This window comes from Mesorhizobium sp. ES1-6, from assembly GCF_020164775.1.
Lineage (GTDB): Bacteria > Pseudomonadota > Alphaproteobacteria > Rhizobiales > Rhizobiaceae > Mesorhizobium.
Window position 1 is genome coordinate 194,200 of sequence record NZ_JAIUGU010000010.1, and the last position, 16,860, is coordinate 211,059.

Below are 16,860 nucleotides of genomic sequence, written 5' to 3' on the forward strand. Positions count from 1 at the left end.
ATATGCGCGAGGCGGCGACAGTGTCTTCCGTTCTCCCACAAGGGGAGAAGGGCAGACCGCGCGTGGCCACCACTTTCGCAACCCTCTTCCTCTCCGTCCTCTTCCTGGTTCTGCCCGCGCTTGCCGCCCGTGCCATGGAGATCCAGTCCGTTACCTCGCCGAAGGGTGTCACAGCCTGGCTGGTGGAGGACTATTCCGTGCCGATCGTCGCCGTCCGTTTCGTTTTCGGCGGCGGCTCGACGCAGGATCCACCGGGCAAGGAAGGTCTCGCCAATCTGATGACCGGTCTCTTCGACGAGGGTGCCGGTCCGCTCGATTCGGAAGCCTTCCAGATCAGGCTCGACGATGCCGGCGCCGAGATGAGCTTCGACGAGACCCGCGATGGCATCTACGGTTCCATGCGCATGCTGGCCGAACAGCGCGACGAGGCGTTCGACCTGTTGCGTCTGGCGGTCAACGAGCCGCGCTTCGACCAGGAGCCTATCGACCGCATCCGTGCCCAGGTCCTGTCGGGCATCATTGCCAACGAGAACGATCCCGACACGGTGGCGCAAAACCGGTGGGCGCGCGCCGTCTATGGCGACCACCCTTATTCGCGTTCGGACCAGGGCACCAGGCAAAGCATCGCCGCCATCACACAGGCCGATCTCAAGGCGCTGCACAAGGCGGTCTTCGCGCGCGGTGGCCTGCATATCGCGGTGGTCGGCGCCATCGACCCCGAGACGCTTGGGAAGAAGCTCGATATGGTGTTCGGCGACCTGCCGCAAAACCAGGCGCTCAGCCCCGTTGCCGATATCGAGCCCAAGCTGGCGCAGCACATCGAGGTCAATTACGACCTGCCGCAAACCTCGCTGCAGCTTGCCTGGCCAGGCGTGAAGCGCAAGGCGGCGGATTTCTTCCCGGCCGTGCTGATGAACGAGATCCTCGGCGGCGGAACGTTCACCTCGCGCCTGTTCCAGGAGGTGCGTGAAAAGCGCGGTCTCGCCTACAGCGTCAATTCCTCGCTGGTCAACCAGGACCATGCCAACGCACTGATCGTCACCACCGGGACGCGCTCGGATCGCGCGGCCGAGACGCTCGGCATCGTGCGCGACGTCGTCAAGCAGCTGGCCGTGGACGGTCCGACCGAGGCCGAACTGGCGGCGACCAAGAAATATCTGATCGGCGCCTATGCCATCAGCAATCTGGATTCGTCGAGTTCGATCGCCGCCACGCTGGTCGAACTGCAGCTCGACGACCTTGGCATCGACTACATGCAGCGCCGGGCCGGCTATATCAACGCGGTGACGATCGATGAGGTCAAGGCGGCGGCGAAGAAGCTGCTGACGACCGAACCGACCATCATGGTGGTCGGCCCCCCACTGGCGGGAGCCGGCAAGGGATGAGCCCGACCTTCGGCATAGCGTTCGGCGGCGGCGGCGCGCGCGGTCTGGCGCACATCCATGTCATCGAGGCGCTGGACGAGCTCGGCATCAAGCCGGTGGCGATAGCCGGCTCGTCGATCGGCGCCATCATGGGCGCCGGCATGGCCGCCGGCATGAGCGGCAAGGACATCCACGACTATGCCCGATCGATCCTCGGCCGCCGCGCCGAGGTGGCGAGCCGCATGTGGCGGGCGCGGCCGGGCACGATCGCCGAAGCCATGCAGAACGGCATCCGCGTCAGCCAGTTCAACGTCGAGCGCATCCTCAAGGCCTTCCTGCCCGAGGCCATTCCCGAGACCTTCGCCGAACTGAAAATCCCGCTGAAGGTGACGGCGACCGATTATTTCGGCCACAAGCTCGCCGTGTTCGACGATGGCGACCTGCACTCGGCCCTTGCCGCTTCGGCCGCCATTCCCGCCGTGTTCCGCCCGGTGACGCGCGACGGCAGGCTGCTGATCGACGGCGGCATCTACAACCCCGTGCCCTTCGACCTGATCGAGAAGGATGCCGACATCATCATCGGCGTCGACGTCGTCGGCGCGCCGGAAGAGGCCGACCGCAAGCAGCCGACCTCCGTCGACCTGATGTTCGGCGCCACGCAATTGATGATGCAGTCGATCATCGCCAACAAGTTGAAACAGTGCCAGCCTGACATACTGGTCCGCCCGGCGGTGTCCAAATATAGGGTGCTCGATTTTATGAAGATCGACGCCCTAATGAGCGAGACGGCCGAGATCAAGGATGAGCTGAAGCGGCAGGTCGAGAGGGCGGTGGAGGTGCGAGAAGGCGTCGCCGTCAAGGGAAAGCGGCGGAAGAAGGCCGGGTAACGTTGGCGCTGACCAGCTTACGGCTTCGCAGCCAGAGGCGCATATTCGATCGCCACTACGCCGTTCGTGAAGGGGGCGGCTGAAATCAGCTTGAGCGGCACTTGTTCGCCCAGCGGGAACAGCTGCTTGCCCTGGCCGACGGTGCCGGGGTAGCTGAGCAGCCTGATGCGGTCGACCAGACCGTGGCGCAGCAATTCCCGCGCGACGCTGAGGCTGCCATGCACATAGATGTTGCCACCGCTGCCGTGCTTCAGCGCCCTCACGGCTTCCGGCAAGGGACCTTTGAGCAACTCCGCCGGTTTCCAATCGAGCGCCTTCAGACTGGTCGAGGCGACATATTTCGGCAGCGCGTTGAACCGGTCGGCGAAATCTCCGGTTTCGCTCGGCCACGAGCCGGCAAAAATCTCATAGGTCGTGCGTCCCAAAAGCATGGCGCCGCTGTCGGCAAGCTCATCCTCCTTGAACCTGTTCATCTCGTCGTTCCAGACAACGGCCGGAAGCCTCTCGACCTCGGCAACGCCGTCGACGCTGATGAATTCGGTGACGATAAGTTTCCGCATGGCGTTCTCCCTTCGCTCAAAGGACGAACCGTGCGCGCCTTTTGCTACGCTGCGTAAGAAAATATCGAGGACAATCTTGCCGGAGGAGGAATTTCTCCGGCCTACCGCATGCCGCCCGGAAGTGTCCTCGGTTCAGGGACAACGACATGCATAAATCGGAAGCTCACAGCGGGTCGAGCGATCCTATTCGCCGCGACATGCTGCAGTAGGCTCCCAAGACTGACTTTGGCGCTGCATGCCCCAGTGCGGTTGCCTATGCGGCCGTCCCGAAGCTAAAATGCGTTCCCGGTGAGGTTCGGAGCGTTGTTCGATCCTCGATCACGCCTCAGGAGCCGCCTCAGTCCTTCGCCCGCTCCACATACGACCCGTCGGCCGTCATCACCACCACGCGGGTGCCGGGCGCGATGTGGGGTGGCACGTTAGTGCGCACGCCGTTGGAAAGGACGGCCGGCTTGTAGGAGGACGACGCCGTCTGGCCCTTGGTCGTCGGCTCGGTCTCGACCACTTCGAAGGTGGCGCGCTGCGGCAGCACCAGGGCGATCGCGATGCCGTTGAACTGCGACACCTGTACCGGCATGCCTTCCTTCAGATAGGGAGCGGCGTCGCCGACCACGGCTTCCGACACCGCCACCTGGTCGTAGGTTTCCGGGTTCATGAAGTGATAGCCTTCGCCGTCGGCGTAGAGGAAGGTGTGCTCGCGCTCCTCGACATAGGCGCGCTCCACCTGCTCGGTGGTGCGGTAGCGTTCCGACACCTTCACCCCGTCGCCGATGCGGCGCATGTCGAGCTGCGTCACGGGCGTGCCCTTGCCTGGGTGGATGTTTTCGGCAAAGAGGATCACATAAAGCTTGCCGTCCTTGTCGACGACATTGCCTTTGCGGAGCGAACTGGCGATGACTTTCACCACGGTTTTAAATCCTGCGAGAGTTGACGGGCGTTTGCCGGCTTGCGCGGCGCTGGATGGGGGCCTAGCGCATCTTGGCGCGAACCGCCAGCCCCCTCGGCGAACCGAAGCGCGCTGATGACCGCTGCTTCGGCCTGGTGGACGCCGCATGTCCACGCCGACCGCCGCCCGCGCCTGATGCTGCGCAACAAGCTGACGGCCGCCTTGCGCGACTGGTTTGCCCGCCACGACTTCGTCGAGGTGGAAGCGGCGGCGCTGCAGGTGTCGCCCGGCAACGAGGCGCATCTGGCGGCTTTCGCCACCGAAGTGATCGGGCCCGATGGCGCCCATTCGCCGCTTTATCTCCACACCTCGCCGGAATTCGCCTGCAAGAAACTGCTTGCGGCCGGCGAACGGCGCATTTTCAGCCTGGGCGCCGTCTACCGCAACCGTGAGCGCGGCCCCTTGCATCATCCCGAATTCACCATGCTCGAATGGTACCGCGTGGGCGAGACCTATGAGAGCCTGATGCGCGATTGCGCCGATCTGCTGGCGCTGGCCGCGACGAGGGCAGGGGCCACGCGCTTCTCTTTCCGCGGCCGCGACTGCGATCCGTTCGCTGAACCGGAGCGGTTGACCGTGGCGGACGCCTTCTCGCGCCATGCCGGCATCGATCTGCTGGCCACGGTCGCCGCCGATGGCGGCACCGACCGGGACGCGCTTCATGCTGCCTTGATACAGGCCGGCCTGCGCACGGCGCCTGACGACAGCTGGGCGGATTTGTTCAGCCGCGTGCTGGTGGAAAAGATCGAGCCGTTCCTCGGGCAGGGGCGCGCGACCATGCTGTGCGAATATCCGGTCGCCGAGGCGGCGCTCGCCCGGCCGAGCCCCAGGGATCCGCGCGTCGCCGAACGTTTCGAACTCTATTGCTGCGGTGTCGAGCTCGCCAACGGCTTTGGCGAACTGACCGACGCGGCCGAGCAGCGCCGGCGCTTCATCATCGAGATGGACGAGAAGGAGCGGATCTATGGCGAGCGCTATCCGCTCGACGAGGATTTTCTGGCCGCCCTTGCCATCATGCCGCAAGCCAGCGGCATCGCGCTTGGCTTCGACCGGCTGGCGATGCTGGCGACCGGAGCACACAAGATCGAGGATGTGATCTGGACGCCGGTCGCGACATCTTGAGGACAGGTCGCTGTGGCCTCTATCGCCTCAATGCGCGAAAACCTGCTCCAGTGAACGAAAACCCTTGAATTCCAGGGCGTTGCCCGAGGGGTCGCGAATGAAGAGCGTGGCCTGTTCGCCGGGCTCGCCCTTGAAACGGACCATCGGCCGCTCCAGCCAGTCGATGTCGTCGCGCGCTTCCAGCCGCGCCGCCAGGCGCTGCCAGTCGTCCATCAACAGCACGGCGCCGAAATGCGGGATCGGCACCAAAATGCCGTCGACCTTGCCGTCGCTGGCGGCTTGCGCGGCCCGCGGCCGCAGATGCGCCGACATCTGGTGGCCATAAAGGTCGAAATCCACCCAGGTCGCCGAGGAGCGGCCAATCGCGCAGCCCAGCACCTCGCCATAGAAAGTTCGGGTTTCATCGAGATCACGGACCGGAAAGGCAAGATGGAAAGGCGTCATGGCGAGGGCTCCATATAGGCAAAAGCTGCGACGTGCGCTCTTCGCGGCCGCTTCGATGGCGATTGGGTCACGGCATCCTGATTGCCCTTCTGCCATTGCACAAGCGGCACTGGAACAATAGATGGTGCGACAGCATCCGCCTTGCGAACAGGCTGAAGAAACAGGATCAAGTGCATGACCGACAAGCTCGACGCCGCGAAATTGACGGACCGCGTCGCGGCCCTCGTCGAGGCCGCCAAACGTGCCGGCGCCGATGCCGCGGACGCGGTCGCGGTGCGCGGCCGTTCGACCGGCGTTTCGGTGCGGCTTGGCAAGGTCGAAAATACCGAAGCCTCGGAGGGTGATGACGTTTCGCTGCGGGTCTTCGTCGGCCAGCGCGTGGCCAGCGTGTCGGCCACCGCCGCGTCCGATCCGAAGGCGCTTGCCGAGCGCGCCGTCGCCATGGCCAAGGTGTCTCCCGAGGATCCCTATCAGGGTCTTGCAGATCCCGCGCTGCTCGTCAGGCAAACGCGCGATCTGGACCTGTTCGACGCGACCGAGGTTTCGGCCGACGCGTTGAAGGAAGCAGCCCTTGCGGCCGAAGCGGCGGCTCTCGCCGTCAAGGGCGTGACCAATTCGGCCGGCAGCAGCGCCAGTGCCGGGCTGGGTGGGCTGGTCCTGGCCACTTCGCACGGTTTTCTCGGCCACTATGTCGCCTCGCGCTTTTCGCGCTCGGCCAGCGTGATCGCCGGCGAGGGTACCGGCATGGAGCGCGACTATGAATTCTCTTCGCGCCAGCATTTCGCCGATCTCGACGCGCCGCAGGATATCGGCCGCATGGCCGGCGAACGGGCCGTGCGGCGCCTTGGCGCGCGCAAGGCGGCGACCGGACCGGTCGACGTCGTGTTCGATCCGCGCGTGGCGCGCGGCATTGCCGGCCATCTCGCCGGCGCCATCAACGGCGCGTCGGTCGCGCGAAAAACCTCGTTCCTGCGCGACATGATGGGCAAGCAGGTGGCAGCTGCCGCAATCACCGTCACCGACGAGCCGCTGCGGCGCCGTGGCCAGGCCTCGCGCCCGTTCGATGGCGAGGGCGTCGAGGGCGAGAAGCTGTTGATGGTCGAAAAGGGTGTCCTCAACCACTGGTTCCTGTCGACATCGGCGGCCCGGGAACTCGGGCTCGTCACCAACGGCCGCGGCGCGCGCGGCGGCTCCTCCGTCTCGCCGTCGTCGACAAACCTTGCCATCGAGGCGGGCGAACGCTCGCCGCAGGATCTGATCGGCTCGCTCAAGACCGGCTTCTATGTCACCGAGGTGTTTGGCCAGGGCGTCGACATGGTCACCGGCGAATACAGCCGCGGCGCCTCCGGTTTCTGGATCGAAAATGGCGCGCTTGCCTATCCGGTCGCCGAAGTCACCATCGCCTCGAACCTGAAGACGATGTTCCTCAACATGGTGCCGGGCAATGACCTCGACCGCAATTTCGGCACCGCCGCCCCGACGCTCCTGATCGAAGGCATGACCCTTGCCGGAGCATGACCTGACCAACGCGGGCGCGGATCTGGACCTGCCGCTGCTGCGCGACGCCGCCCGTGAGGCGGGTCTCATCGCCATGCGCTACTTCGGCAACAACCCGCAGGTCTGGATGAAGGGCGGCACCTCGCCGGTCAGCGAAGCCGATCATGCCGCCGATGCGTATCTGCGCCAGACGCTGCTTGCGGCACGGCCGGATTATGGCTGGCTTTCGGAAGAAACCGCCGACGATCCAGCGCGACTTTCGGCGCGCCGCACCTTTGTCGTCGATCCGATCGATGGCACGCGCGGCTTCCTCGAAGGCCAGCGCGCCTGGTGCGTCAGTGTGGCCGTCGTCGAGAACGGCCGCACGCTCGCCGGCGTGCTCGAATGCCCGGCGATGGACGAGACCTATTCCGCGTTGCCCGGCCAGGGCGCATTCCGCAACGGCAAACGCATCGCGGTCCGCAAGCTCGGGGACAGGCCTGAGATTTCCGGTCTGAAGCAGTTGATCGACCTGATGCCGGCCGGCTGGCAGCAGCGGCTGGTGCGAGCGCCGTACAGCCCTTCGCTCGCCTATCGTCTGGCGATGATCGCCAACGGCACGCTCGACGGCACCTTCGTCAAGCCGAACGCGCATGACTGGGACATTGCCGCCGCCGATCTCATCCTGCGCGAGGCCGGCGGCCAATTGCTCAACCCGCAAGGCCACGCGCCGCTCTATGCCGGCGAGGTGACCCGCCATGGCGCGCTCGCAGCCGGCAGCGGCGAACTGCTGGCGGTGCTTGTTGATGTCATCGCCGGGCTGGATGCCTGAAAGCATTTTCAAAGGTTCCAAAGTCGGCGGCTTTGGTCTAGACCTGTCACAAACTCACAATATGTGAAGGACGGACATGGCCGCGGAAGACGGAAAGAAACAGCTTTTGCATCTGGTGTTCGGCGGCGAACTGAAGAAGCTTGGCGGCACGGAGTTCCGCGATCTCGACGCACTCGACATCGTCGGCGTCTATCCGGACTATCAATCCGCGCACACGGCGTGGAAAGCCAAGGCGCAAGCCAGCGTGGACAATGCCCATATGCGCTATTTCGTCGTTCATCTGCACCGTCTGCTGGACCCCGATAGCAAGGTCGCCGGTTGACTTCGATGGAGAATGACCTGGCGAAAGAGCCAGCCAGCGACGCCGTGCCGACGAGCAGGGGCGGCAGCCGCAAGACCAAGGCATTCTGGCGCAGGGTTCGCGAACCGCTCGCGCAGTCCCGATTCGTCAAGAACGCCATTGCCAGCCTGCTCGCGCAGTTCGTGCGGCTGGTGCGCCTGACCAGCCCCCTGGTCGCCGGATCGGCGCGCTTCTCGGGCGGCAGCTACGCCGAGTTCGAGCCCGGCATCATCGCCCTGTGGCATGGCCAGCACCTTTTGACGCCAGCCTATTATCCCAAGCGCAAGCCGCTGGTCGCCATGGTGTCGCGCAGCGCCGATGCCGAGCTCAACGCGCTGATGCTGGAGAAATTCGGCATCGAGGCGGTGCGCGGTTCGGGTGGGCGCGACAATGCCAGGCATCTCGACAAGGGCGGCGCCAAGGCGCTCATCGCCCTCAAAAAGTCGCTCACCGCAGGCAAGAACGTCGCCATGATCGCAGACATCCCCCACGGTACGCCGCGCGATGCAGGGCTTGGCATCGTTCTTCTGGCGCGCCTCTCCGGCCGGCCGCTGCTGCCTGTCGCCATTGCCACCAGCCGCCGCAAGGTGCTGGAGAAGAGCTGGGACAAGACCACCATCAATCTGCCCTTCGGCCGCTCCGCCGTGACCATCGGCGCACCGATCTTCGTGGCGGCGGATGCCGACGACGCCGAAATGGAGCGCAAGCGCCAGGAAGTGACGGCCGCCCTCAACGCGGCGACCGCCGAGGCCTATCGTCTCGTGGATGGTCCGCGATGAGCGGTCGCTGGGCCCGCACCATGCTGTCGGCATATCGATTTGCCGGCGCGGCCGCCTATCCGCTGGTCGGCCCCTATGTTGCCTGGCGCACCTCGCGCGGCAAGGAAGACCGCAACCGTCGGCGCGAGCGCTACGGCGTCGCCGGCCGGCCGCGCCCCGAGGGGCCGGTCATCTGGATCCATGCCGCGAGCGTCGGCGAGACCCTGGCCGTCGTGCCGCTGGTCGAAAGCATCCTCGACTATGGCGTCAACATAGTGCTGACGACAGGCACGGTGACCTCGGCCCAGGTCGTCGACGAGCGGCTCGGCGACCGCATCATCCACCAATATGTGCCGCTCGATCTGAAGCCGGCGGTCAGCCGCTTCCTCGATCACTGGAAACCCGATCTGGCGATCATCGCCGAATCCGAGATCTGGCCGATGACCATCCTCGAACTCGGTGCCCGCCACGTGCCGCAGGTGCTGGTCAATGGCAGGCTGTCCGACCGCTCCTTCACATCGTGGAAGAAGCGGGCCAACATCGCCGAGGCGCTGTTCGAAAACCTTGCTCATGTCGTTGCCCAGTCCGATGTCGACGGCGAGCGTTTTCGCGCGCTCGGCGCCCGGCCGGTCACGGTGTCGGGCAATCTCAAGGTCGACACCAACCCGCCGCCGGTCGACGACCGCGCTCTCGGCACCTTGCAGCGGCAGATCGGAGATCGCCCGACCTGGGCGGCGATCTCGACCCATGATGGCGAGGAAGTGGTCGCCGCGGAAGTCCACGCGACGCTGCACAAGCGCCACCACGGCCTGCTGACGATCGTCGTTCCGCGCCATCCCGATCGGGCCGAAGCCCTTGCCGCGCAGATTTCCGGCATGGGCCTGAAGGTCGCGCGGCGCAGCAAGGGCGACCGCATCGGGCCTGACACCGATATCCTGCTCGGCGACACGATCGGCGAGATGGGCTTATACCTCAGGTTGACCGAAATCGCTTTCGTCGGCCGCTCGCTGACCTCCGAGGGCGGGCAGAACCCGCTCGAGCCGGCCATGCTCGACACCGCGGTTCTTGCCGGGCGCAACGTGCAGAATTTTCGCGAGGCCTATCAGCGCCTGCTCGACAGCGGCGGCGCCAAGCTGGTGCGCGACCGCGACATGCTGGCTGGCGCCGTCAATTTCCTCCTGACCAACGAAGTGGCGCGCCACGAGATGATGGCGGCGGGAATCGCGACCGTCGATGAGATGCGCGGCGCGCTCGCACGCACGCTCAAATCGCTCGAACCCTATATCCAGCCGCTGGTGGTCAAGGCGCGCCTGAAGGGCGCCAACGGGCGCTAAAATGGCCTCCGAAGCACCGCCATTCTGGTGGGAAGAGCCGGACTGGAAGGTCCTGGCGCTGTCGCCGCTGTCGGCTATCTATGCGCTTGCCGCCGGCCGCGGCATGCGCCGGGCCAGGCGCGAGAAGATCGAAGCGCCGGTTCTGTGCGTCGGCAATTTCACCGTTGGCGGCACCGGCAAGACGCCGGTTGCGATCGCGCTCGCCCAGCAGGCCAAGCGCATGCGGCTGAAGCCCGGTTTCCTGTCGCGCGGCCATGGCGGTTCCTTCGCCGAGCCGCATGTCGTCGACATCGACCACGACAGCGCCAGGCATGTCGGCGACGAACCGCTGCTGCTGGCCGAACATGCACCGGTGGCGGTGACGCCCAATCGTGCCGCCGGCGCCCGGCTCTTGCTGGAAAAACACGGCTGCGATTTCCTGATCATGGACGACGGCTTCCAGAGCGCGCGGATCCACATCGATTACGCGCTGGTCGTGGTCGATGCCCGCTACGGCATCGGCAATGGCCGCGTCATCCCGGGCGGTCCGCTCAGGGCCAAAATCGTCGACCAACTGGTCTTCACCAGCGGGCTGCTGAAGATGGGCGAGGGCACGGCCGCCGACGCCGTGGTCCGCCAGGCGGCGCGTGCCGGCCGGCCGATCTTCGAGGCCCACACGGAGCCAAGCAGCAAGGCCGGGCTTGCCGGAAAGCGGTTTCTGGCCTTTGCCGGTATCGGTCATCCCGAAAAATTCTTCGACACCCTGCGTGGCGCCGGCGGCGAGGTGGTCCTGTCCAAGCCCTTTCCGGACCATCACTTCTACGCCGAGGACGAGCTTACCGAACTGGCCGCGACGGCGAGCGACGAAGGCCTCGGGCTGATCACCACCGCCAAGGACGCCGCCCGGCTTCGCCATGGCGCCTCAAAAGACTTCCTCGGGCGTCTCGACGTGCTGGAAATCGACACTGTGTTCGAACTCGACCACGTGCCCGAACGCATCATCGAGGAAACGCTCGACGCCTGGCGGCAGCGCAAGTTGAGAGGCTAACCCCGCTTGCGCAACTCCGGATGCACCTCGATTTCACGGCGCAGCGAAGCCGTTGCGCTCACATAGGGCTCCTGCCTGGCGACGCTCCAGTATTTTAGCTCATCCAGCGGAATGCTCTCGCCGGTCACGGCGCAGCGCACGAACGCGCCGGGGCTGGTGACCTGGAAATCGCCATCGAGATAGCGGATGCGGGCTTCCTTGCCGCCGGGGCCTTCGAAACGGTTCATCATGCAATGGCACTTGAGTTCATCGGGATTCAATCGCCATAAATCGTGGGCAAGGTCAAGCTTGGCGCAATGCTCATGTAATATTGCCCTATGGCACAATGGTTGTCAGGAAGCGCCATGGACATCGCCAATGCAAGCATGCCGCCTTTGCTGAGAGAAGCGCTCACGCCCCAGCCGGTGCCTTCGCCCAAGGCCGATCCGGCGACCGCCGCACTGGTCAAGGCGCTCGTCCAGCCGCCGGCGCCGGCGATGGTGCAATCGGCGCAGTTCGCCACCCAGGCGCTGCAAGGCTCGCTGCCGCGCCCGGCCGCTCAAACCGCGCAACGCCTGTCGTCCCCGGAGATCGAGGACGCTTACCGGGCCGTCATGGAACCTGACGCCGCCACCCACAATGCACCGGGACGCGCCTCGACGGGTGGGGCAGGGACGGACGCGGATCAGGCTTCGCGCGGCTTCGTCCCGCCGCCGACGACGGCCACCGACAGCACGCCCAAACTGGGGGCGGTGCCGGCCCTGTCCACATTCTCGCCGGCCGTCGCTTCCGCGGCGGTGCTGGTCGCGGCCAATGCCAACGCGCCGCGACCGCGCGGCGCCTCCAGCCGCCCGGCGGGCCATGCCCCACGATCCGAGCCAGTTCCGCCGTCGCTGTGGACGATATCGATCGTGACCGCCATCGTCTCGGCCGTGACCACCACGATCGTGCTTTTGCTGTTCCGTTAAGCAGGGTGCACGCGATTCCCGACAGGGAAACGCCACGCATTTTCCCCCGGGGAATTGCACTGGAGTGCATATGTCCTGAAAGCGGGCCGGCGATGGCCGACGCCTTCAAGCCTAATCGTCATCCTGCAGAAAAGCGTCCAGCCTGGCCGACGCAAGCCCGGCCTGTTCGGCAATGCGCCTGGCGAGATCGGCGGCGGCCGCGCGCGGCCGGCCGACCGGACGATCCAGCCAATAGGAAACCGGATTGAGCGCCGTGCGAGCGTCGACGGCGACGAGACGCCCCGACTGTATCTGATGTTCGGTGAGCGGCGGCCGCGCCAGCGCGATGCCGAGGCCGTGCGCCGCGGCATCGAGCACCAGATTGTAGTCCTCGAAGCGGCGATCCTGCGGACGCGGCCGGTAGTCCATGTCCTGCGCGGCGAACCAGGCGCGCCACCCCGACGCGTCGGAATCGTTGATCAGCGGGAATTTGAGCACCCTTGCCGGGTCGCCCCCCCCGATCTCCCGTGCCAGGCCCGGCGAGGCGATGGGGAAGAGATGTTCCTCGAACAGCTGCACCGAGACGCGGCCCGGGATGCGGCCGCGGCCGCAGCGGACGGACAGATCGATGCCTTCGTCGGCGAGATCGGCCTGGCGATTGTCGACGTCGAGCACGATGCGCAGGCGGGTAGGATCATTCTCCAGCGCTGCCATGCGTGGCATCAGCCACAGGCCGCTCACCGATGGAATTGAGGCCAGGCGTACCACGGCGGTGCCGCGCGGTTCCACCCAGCGGTCCGAATTGACCGAGATCAGGGCGAAGGCTTCGGTGGTCCTGAGATGCAGGCGATTGCCTTCGTTGGTCAGCGTCACGCCGCGCGCGCCGCGCTCGAAAACCTTCAGGCCAAGCCAGTCCTCGAGCTTGGCGATCTGCCGGCTGACGGCGCCATGGGTGAGGTTGAGTTTTTCCGCGGCAGCCGAAAAGCTTCCCGTGCGCGCCGCAGCGTCGAAGGCGCGCAACGTTTCCAGCGGCAGCAGACTGTTTAAGCTGTGATCCATACTCACAGGTGACCCTCGATTTGGTCGTTTGTCAATTGATCGGGAAAGGCGTTTTCTGCTTCCCGAACCTGAAGAATCCGAGGGCAGCGAGATGAGCGCGATGACCACCACGTCGAATCCGACACAGCGGATGGATACCACGGCCGCCATCGCGGTGGCGCTGACGGTGATCGGCTGGGCCTCGGCCTTCCCGGCGATCCGGGCCGGGCTTGCCGCCTTCCAGCCGCTGGAACTTGGCGCCCTGCGCTTTGCCATCGCCGCCGTGCCCGCGGCGATCTACCTTGCCGTCAAGCGCCCGGCGCTGCCCAGGATCGGCGATTTGTGGCGCCTCGCCTTCGGCGGCGCCATCTTCGTGGCGCTCTACACGGCCATGCTCAATTTCGGTGAGCTGACGGTTTCGGCCGGAGCCGCCGGCTTCATCATCAATGTCAGCCCGATCTTCACCGCCATCATGGCGATGGCGCTGCTTGGCGAGCGGTTCTCCGGTCTGGCCTGGATCGGCACCGCCATTTCCTTCGCCGGTATCGGCATCATTGCGGTCGCCGACGGCAATGGCCTGCATTTCAACGCCGGCGCGCTGCTGGTGCTTGGCTCGGCGCTCTGCTCCGCCGTCAACACCATCGTCCAGAAGCCGCTGTTTGCCCGCCACCATCCGCTGACCATCGCGGCGTCCAACATGGTGCTCGGCGCGCTCTGCCTGGCGCCTTTCCTGCCCGCCGCTCTGCAGCAAGCGGCTGTCGCCGACACCGCCGGCCTCGGCGCCGTCATCTATCTCGGCATCGTGCCGAGCCTGATCGCTTATGCGGCATGGGCGACTGCCCTGTCGCGCCTCCCGGCGGCGCGTGCATCGAACTTCTTGTACCTGGTCTCGCCGATGTCGGCGCTGATCGGCTTCTTCTGGCTGGGCGAAGTGCCGACTCTGCTCGGAATCCTCGGCGGCGCGCTGGCGCTGGGCGGCGTCATCGTGGTGAATTTGAAGCGATAAATCATAGAGTTGGGGTCGTTTGTCGACTCAGAATGATAAGTGGCGTTCCTTGGGCCTGTGATGCAGGCATCAGCCAGGCTATCTTGCCGGCCTTGATGGGGGGAACGCGATGGGAAGAGGCTTTGTAGCCGTGGTTTTCTGCTTGCTGATGCTGAGCGGGAAAGCAGTCGCGGGCTGGTATCAGGTGGAGAACTACGAAGGCTCCATCGGAAAAAATCCGGTCCATCTCTCCCTGCAGAGGTACGACAGCTTCGGCAGTGGCATTACCGTCGAGGGAAGCTACTTCTACGATGCCAAGCAAAGCCCCATCGCGATCTACGGCAAGGCCGACGGCGCCAGAATCATGCTTTGCGAGATCGCGGACGACAAGGAATTTGAACGCGTGCTGGTGATGGGGTCGAAGACACCGGTCGACACCACCGGGTGCCCGTTCTCCCTAGATGTCGGCAAAGACGGCGCGACCGGAAGCTGGAGCAAGGGGGCGGACACCTATCCCGTCAACCTTCGAAAAGTCGCGAGCCTCGACGATACGGGCGAGGGCAAGATCGAGGGAACCGTCGAAATTCCATTCTGGGCCCAGACGGCCCGTGAGAGGTTCGCCGGCGTTTACACCAACACCAGCCTCGGCCTTTGCATGGCGAAGCTGCAGGTCATCAAAAAGCGCAGCGGGAAGGTCGTTCAGGAAATCGCCTTCAAGGACGACGGCTCATGCAGTGCCGGCATGCTGATGACGCCCATCTACATGAACGTTCAAAAGCAGGTTGGTGGGAGCTTCGAGATAATCTCCGTGAATTTTCGAGGCGGTGGCGCTGGCTATTCCAGAGATTACGTTTTCTCTCATAGGTTCAAGGACTATCGCCTGTTGGTTAATTGAGCTTATTGCGTGACTGGACTTCGTATTCACCGCCGCCCGAACAGCCGCTCGATGTCCGCCAGCTTGAGCTCGATATAGGTTGGGCGGCCGTGGTTGCAGGTGCCGCAGCCCGGCGTCGCTTCCATCTGGCGCAGCAGCGCGTTCATCTCCTCGGCCTTGAGCAGCCGGCCTGACCGGACCGAGCCATGGCAGGCCATGGTCGCCGCGATCTTGTCCAGCCGCTCCTTCAGCGTTTCGACCGTGTCGTTGTCGGCGATCTCGTCGGCGAGATCGCGTACCAGTTGACCGACATTGGTCTCGCCCAGCATCGACGGCGTCTCGCGCACGGCAACCGCGCCCGGGCCGAAACGCTCGATGCCGAGGCCAAAGCGGGCGAGCGTTTCGGAATGCATGGCGAGCCGCTCGGCGTCCTCTTCCGGCAGGTCGATGATCTCGGGCAGAAGCAGCATTTGCGAGGGCACCGGCCGCGAATGCAGGGCGTTCTTCAGCGCCTCGTAAACCAGCCGCTCATGCGCCGCGTGCTGGTCGACGATGACGAGCGAATCCCGGGTCTGGGCGACGATGTAGTTCTCGTGCACCTGCGCGCGGGCGGCCCCCAGCACCGCGCCAAGCAGCGTCTCGGTTGCTTCTTTTTGCCCGGCGCGCGCATCGGCGCTGGCAAGCGGGCCGGCATCGAACGCCGCCTGGTCGCTTTCGCCGAAGCCGCCGGTTCCTGCGTTGCCGCGTTCAAAGCCGGCACCGTCGAATTGCATGTCGAGCGGCCGCTGCGACGAGCGCGAAGGGTCGAAGCCCGTCGGGCCGGACGCACGGAAAGCCGCGTCGTAGCTGCGATGGCCATTTGTCGGGCCGCCATGACCATAGGAGGCCGCGCCTGGGCGGAACGCCGCCATCATGCCGGCGGCACCCGTGGTGGCCGAGCGGATGCCGGCCTCGGCCAATGCCTGCCGGATCGCGCCGACGATCAGCCCTCGCACGAGGCCCGGATCGCGGAAGCGAACATCGGCCTTGGCCGGATGGACGTTGACGTCGACGATCGCCGGGTCGAGCGTCAGGAACAGCACCGTCACCGCGTGGCGGTCGCGCGGCAGGACATCGGCAAAGGCGCCGCGAATGGCCCCGGCGATCAGCTTGTCGCGCACCGGGCGGCCGTTGACATAGGCATATTGCTGCAGCGCGTTGGCGCGGGTGAAGGACGGGATCGACACATGGCCGGCCAGATGCACGCCTTCGCGCATCGCATCGATGGCAATGGAATTGTCGGGAAAGTCGGCGCCCATCACCTGCGCGACGCGGCGCAGGCTGCCCTCTGCGCTGCCCTCGGTCGCCGGCAGTTCCAGCGTCGTGCGATCGGATCCGGCCAGCGTGAAACGCACCGTGGGGAAGGCGATGGCGATGCGCTTGACCACGTCGCTGATGGCCGAGCTTTCGGCGCGTTCGCCCTTCATGAATTTCAGCCGTGCCGGCGTGGCGAAGAACAGGTCGCGCACCTCCACCGTGGTGCCGCGATTGGCCGCCGCCGGCCTGACGGGCAGGACGCGACCGCCCTCGATGCCGATCTCGGCGGCGCTGTCGCCGGAAGCCGTGCGCGAGCGGATCGACAGCCGCGACACCGAGCCGATCGACGGCAGTGCCTCGCCACGAAAACCGAGCGAGCGGATGTCGTTGATGTCCTCGGTGAGCTTGGAGGTGCAATGGCGCGCGATGGCCAGCGCCAATTCCCGTTCGGGAATGCCGGAACCGTCATCCGTGACGCGGATCAGGTTCAGCCCGCCGCCCGATGTGACGACCTCCACCTTGCTTGCGCCGGCATCGAGCGCGTTCTCGACCAGTTCCTTGACCACGCTCGCCGGACGCTCGATGACTTCGCCGGCGGCGATCTGGTTGATCATCGTTTCGGAAAGCTGGCGGATGGGCATGACGACAGTA

At 65.5% G+C, this 16,860-nt stretch carries 18 protein-coding genes; 12 read left to right on the forward strand and 6 right to left on the reverse strand.

The window, feature by feature from the left end:
• Window positions 1–2 precede the first annotated feature (2 nt).
• Together LB564_RS23120 and LB564_RS23125 are read left to right on the forward strand one after the other, a co-directional pair.
• The gene (locus LB564_RS23120) at window positions 3–1,385 is read left to right on the forward strand and encodes a M16 family metallopeptidase (protein ID WP_224559479.1); all 1,383 of its coding nucleotides are present in this window, start codon (window positions 3–5) and stop codon (window positions 1,383–1,385) included.
• Window positions 1,382–2,251 carry a patatin-like phospholipase family protein gene (locus LB564_RS23125; RefSeq protein WP_224541217.1) on the forward strand — a complete coding sequence of 290 codons (870 nt, stop codon included), beginning with the start codon at window positions 1,382–1,384 and terminating at the stop codon, window positions 2,249–2,251. Before LB564_RS23120 ends, LB564_RS23125 begins: the two co-directional genes overlap by 4 nt.
• A 17-nt stretch (window positions 2,252–2,268) precedes the next feature.
• Here LB564_RS23125 and LB564_RS23130 read toward each other — a convergent pair whose 3' ends face one another.
• Both LB564_RS23130 and efp read right to left on the reverse strand, forming a co-directional pair.
• Entirely contained in the window at window positions 2,269–2,811 is a 543-nt protein-coding gene (locus LB564_RS23130) for a dihydrofolate reductase family protein (protein WP_140707102.1), read from the reverse strand.
• 337 nt (window positions 2,812–3,148) lie between these two features.
• Window positions 3,149–3,718, reverse strand: a complete 570-nt coding sequence (gene efp, locus LB564_RS23135) for an elongation factor P (RefSeq protein ID WP_140707100.1) — start codon at window positions 3,716–3,718, stop codon at window positions 3,149–3,151.
• Between the two features lie 114 nt (window positions 3,719–3,832).
• On the opposite strand from efp, the gene epmA reads away from it, so the two are divergent.
• Window positions 3,833–4,879 carry an EF-P lysine aminoacylase EpmA gene (gene epmA / locus LB564_RS23140; RefSeq protein ID WP_224541219.1) on the forward strand — a complete coding sequence of 349 codons (1,047 nt, stop codon included), beginning with the start codon at window positions 3,833–3,835 and terminating at the stop codon, window positions 4,877–4,879.
• Window positions 4,880–4,906: 27 nt separating this feature from the next.
• Here the strand turns inward: epmA and LB564_RS23145 are convergent, their stop codons facing one another.
• A complete protein-coding gene (locus LB564_RS23145) occupies window positions 4,907–5,323 on the reverse strand; it encodes a VOC family protein (RefSeq protein WP_140707096.1) in 417 nt (138 codons plus the stop codon).
• A gap of 174 nt (window positions 5,324–5,497) precedes the next feature.
• On the opposite strand from LB564_RS23145, the gene LB564_RS23150 reads away from it, so the two are divergent.
• From LB564_RS23150 to lpxK, 6 genes are all read left to right on the forward strand, one after another.
• On the forward strand, window positions 5,498–6,841 hold the full coding sequence (locus LB564_RS23150) for a TldD/PmbA family protein (protein WP_224541221.1): 1,344 nt from the start codon (window positions 5,498–5,500) through the stop codon (window positions 6,839–6,841).
• Window positions 6,828–7,631, forward strand: coding sequence for a 3'(2'),5'-bisphosphate nucleotidase CysQ (locus tag LB564_RS23155; RefSeq protein ID WP_224541222.1), 804 nt, complete (start codon window positions 6,828–6,830; stop codon window positions 7,629–7,631). Before LB564_RS23150 ends, LB564_RS23155 begins: the two co-directional genes overlap by 14 nt.
• 76 nt (window positions 7,632–7,707) lie before the next feature.
• On the forward strand, window positions 7,708–7,953 hold the full coding sequence (locus LB564_RS23160; protein WP_140707090.1) for a DUF4170 domain-containing protein: 246 nt from the start codon (window positions 7,708–7,710) through the stop codon (window positions 7,951–7,953).
• A gap of 5 nt (window positions 7,954–7,958) precedes the next feature.
• Window positions 7,959–8,750 (forward strand): lysophospholipid acyltransferase family protein, encoded by a 792-nt coding sequence (locus LB564_RS23165; protein ID WP_224541224.1) that lies wholly within the window; start codon window positions 7,959–7,961, stop codon window positions 8,748–8,750.
• Entirely contained in the window at window positions 8,747–10,063 is a 1,317-nt protein-coding gene (gene waaA / locus LB564_RS23170) for a lipid IV(A) 3-deoxy-D-manno-octulosonic acid transferase (protein WP_140707086.1), read from the forward strand. Before LB564_RS23165 ends, waaA begins: the two co-directional genes overlap by 4 nt.
• Window position 10,064: 1 nt before the next feature.
• Complete coding sequence (gene lpxK, locus LB564_RS23175) at window positions 10,065–11,090, forward strand: tetraacyldisaccharide 4'-kinase (RefSeq protein WP_224541226.1); 1,026 nt, start codon at window positions 10,065–10,067, stop codon at window positions 11,088–11,090.
• Here lpxK and LB564_RS23180 read toward each other — a convergent pair.
• Window positions 11,087–11,320: a DUF2093 domain-containing protein gene (locus LB564_RS23180; protein WP_140707082.1), complete on the reverse strand. Its 234-nt coding sequence runs from the start codon at window positions 11,318–11,320 to the stop codon at window positions 11,087–11,089. The two genes, lpxK and LB564_RS23180, sit on opposite strands and share 4 nt — an antisense overlap.
• A 114-nt stretch (window positions 11,321–11,434) precedes the next feature.
• Here LB564_RS23180 and LB564_RS23185 point away from each other — a divergent pair, with 114 nt between their 5' ends.
• Complete coding sequence (locus tag LB564_RS23185) at window positions 11,435–12,037, forward strand: hypothetical protein (RefSeq protein WP_224541228.1); 603 nt, start codon at window positions 11,435–11,437, stop codon at window positions 12,035–12,037.
• 111 nt (window positions 12,038–12,148) lie between these two features.
• Here LB564_RS23185 and LB564_RS23190 read toward each other — a convergent pair whose 3' ends face one another.
• Window positions 12,149–13,075, reverse strand: a complete 927-nt coding sequence (locus LB564_RS23190; protein WP_224541229.1) for a LysR substrate-binding domain-containing protein — start codon at window positions 13,073–13,075, stop codon at window positions 12,149–12,151.
• Between the two features lie 91 nt (window positions 13,076–13,166).
• Between LB564_RS23190 and LB564_RS23195 the strand changes: the two genes are divergently transcribed.
• Both LB564_RS23195 and LB564_RS23200 read left to right on the forward strand, forming a co-directional pair.
• Complete coding sequence (locus tag LB564_RS23195; RefSeq protein ID WP_224541231.1) at window positions 13,167–14,060, forward strand: DMT family transporter; 894 nt, start codon at window positions 13,167–13,169, stop codon at window positions 14,058–14,060.
• A gap of 142 nt (window positions 14,061–14,202) precedes the next feature.
• On the forward strand, window positions 14,203–14,934 hold the full coding sequence (locus LB564_RS23200; protein WP_224541233.1) for a hypothetical protein: 732 nt from the start codon (window positions 14,203–14,205) through the stop codon (window positions 14,932–14,934).
• Between the two features lie 26 nt (window positions 14,935–14,960).
• On the opposite strand, the gene mutL is transcribed toward LB564_RS23200, so the two are convergent.
• On the reverse strand, window positions 14,961–16,850 hold the full coding sequence (gene mutL / locus LB564_RS23205) for a DNA mismatch repair endonuclease MutL (RefSeq protein ID WP_224541235.1): 1,890 nt from the start codon (window positions 16,848–16,850) through the stop codon (window positions 14,961–14,963).
• Window positions 16,851–16,860 lie beyond the last annotated feature (10 nt).

Excerpts from the sequence above, each read along its gene's own strand:
- LB564_RS23130 (WP_140707102.1), bottom strand. The coding sequence starts at position 2,811 with ATGCGGAAACTTATCGTCACCGAATTCATCAGCGTCGACGGCGTTGCC.
- LB564_RS23190 (WP_224541229.1), bottom strand. The coding sequence starts at position 13,075 with ATGGATCACAGCTTAAACAGTCTGCTGCCGCTGGAAACGTTGCGCGCC.
- LB564_RS23145 (WP_140707096.1), bottom strand. The coding sequence starts at position 5,323 with ATGACGCCTTTCCATCTTGCCTTTCCGGTCCGTGATCTCGATGAAACC.
- LB564_RS23160 (WP_140707090.1), top strand. The coding sequence starts at position 7,708 with ATGGCCGCGGAAGACGGAAAGAAACAGCTTTTGCATCTGGTGTTCGGC.
- LB564_RS23180 (WP_140707082.1), bottom strand. The coding sequence starts at position 11,320 with ATGATGAACCGTTTCGAAGGCCCCGGCGGCAAGGAAGCCCGCATCCGC.
- mutL (WP_224541235.1), bottom strand. The coding sequence starts at position 16,850 with ATGCCCATCCGCCAGCTTTCCGAAACGATGATCAACCAGATCGCCGCC.
- lpxK (WP_224541226.1), top strand. The coding sequence starts at position 10,065 with ATGGCCTCCGAAGCACCGCCATTCTGGTGGGAAGAGCCGGACTGGAAG.
- LB564_RS23120 (WP_224559479.1), top strand. The coding sequence starts at position 3 with ATGCGCGAGGCGGCGACAGTGTCTTCCGTTCTCCCACAAGGGGAGAAG.
- LB564_RS23150 (WP_224541221.1), top strand. The coding sequence starts at position 5,498 with ATGACCGACAAGCTCGACGCCGCGAAATTGACGGACCGCGTCGCGGCC.
- epmA (WP_224541219.1), top strand. The coding sequence starts at position 3,833 with ATGACCGCTGCTTCGGCCTGGTGGACGCCGCATGTCCACGCCGACCGC.
- LB564_RS23125 (WP_224541217.1), top strand. The coding sequence starts at position 1,382 with ATGAGCCCGACCTTCGGCATAGCGTTCGGCGGCGGCGGCGCGCGCGGT.
- LB564_RS23185 (WP_224541228.1), top strand. The coding sequence starts at position 11,435 with ATGGACATCGCCAATGCAAGCATGCCGCCTTTGCTGAGAGAAGCGCTC.
- LB564_RS23195 (WP_224541231.1), top strand. The coding sequence starts at position 13,167 with ATGAGCGCGATGACCACCACGTCGAATCCGACACAGCGGATGGATACC.
- waaA (WP_140707086.1), top strand. The coding sequence starts at position 8,747 with ATGAGCGGTCGCTGGGCCCGCACCATGCTGTCGGCATATCGATTTGCC.
- LB564_RS23165 (WP_224541224.1), top strand. The coding sequence starts at position 7,959 with ATGGAGAATGACCTGGCGAAAGAGCCAGCCAGCGACGCCGTGCCGACG.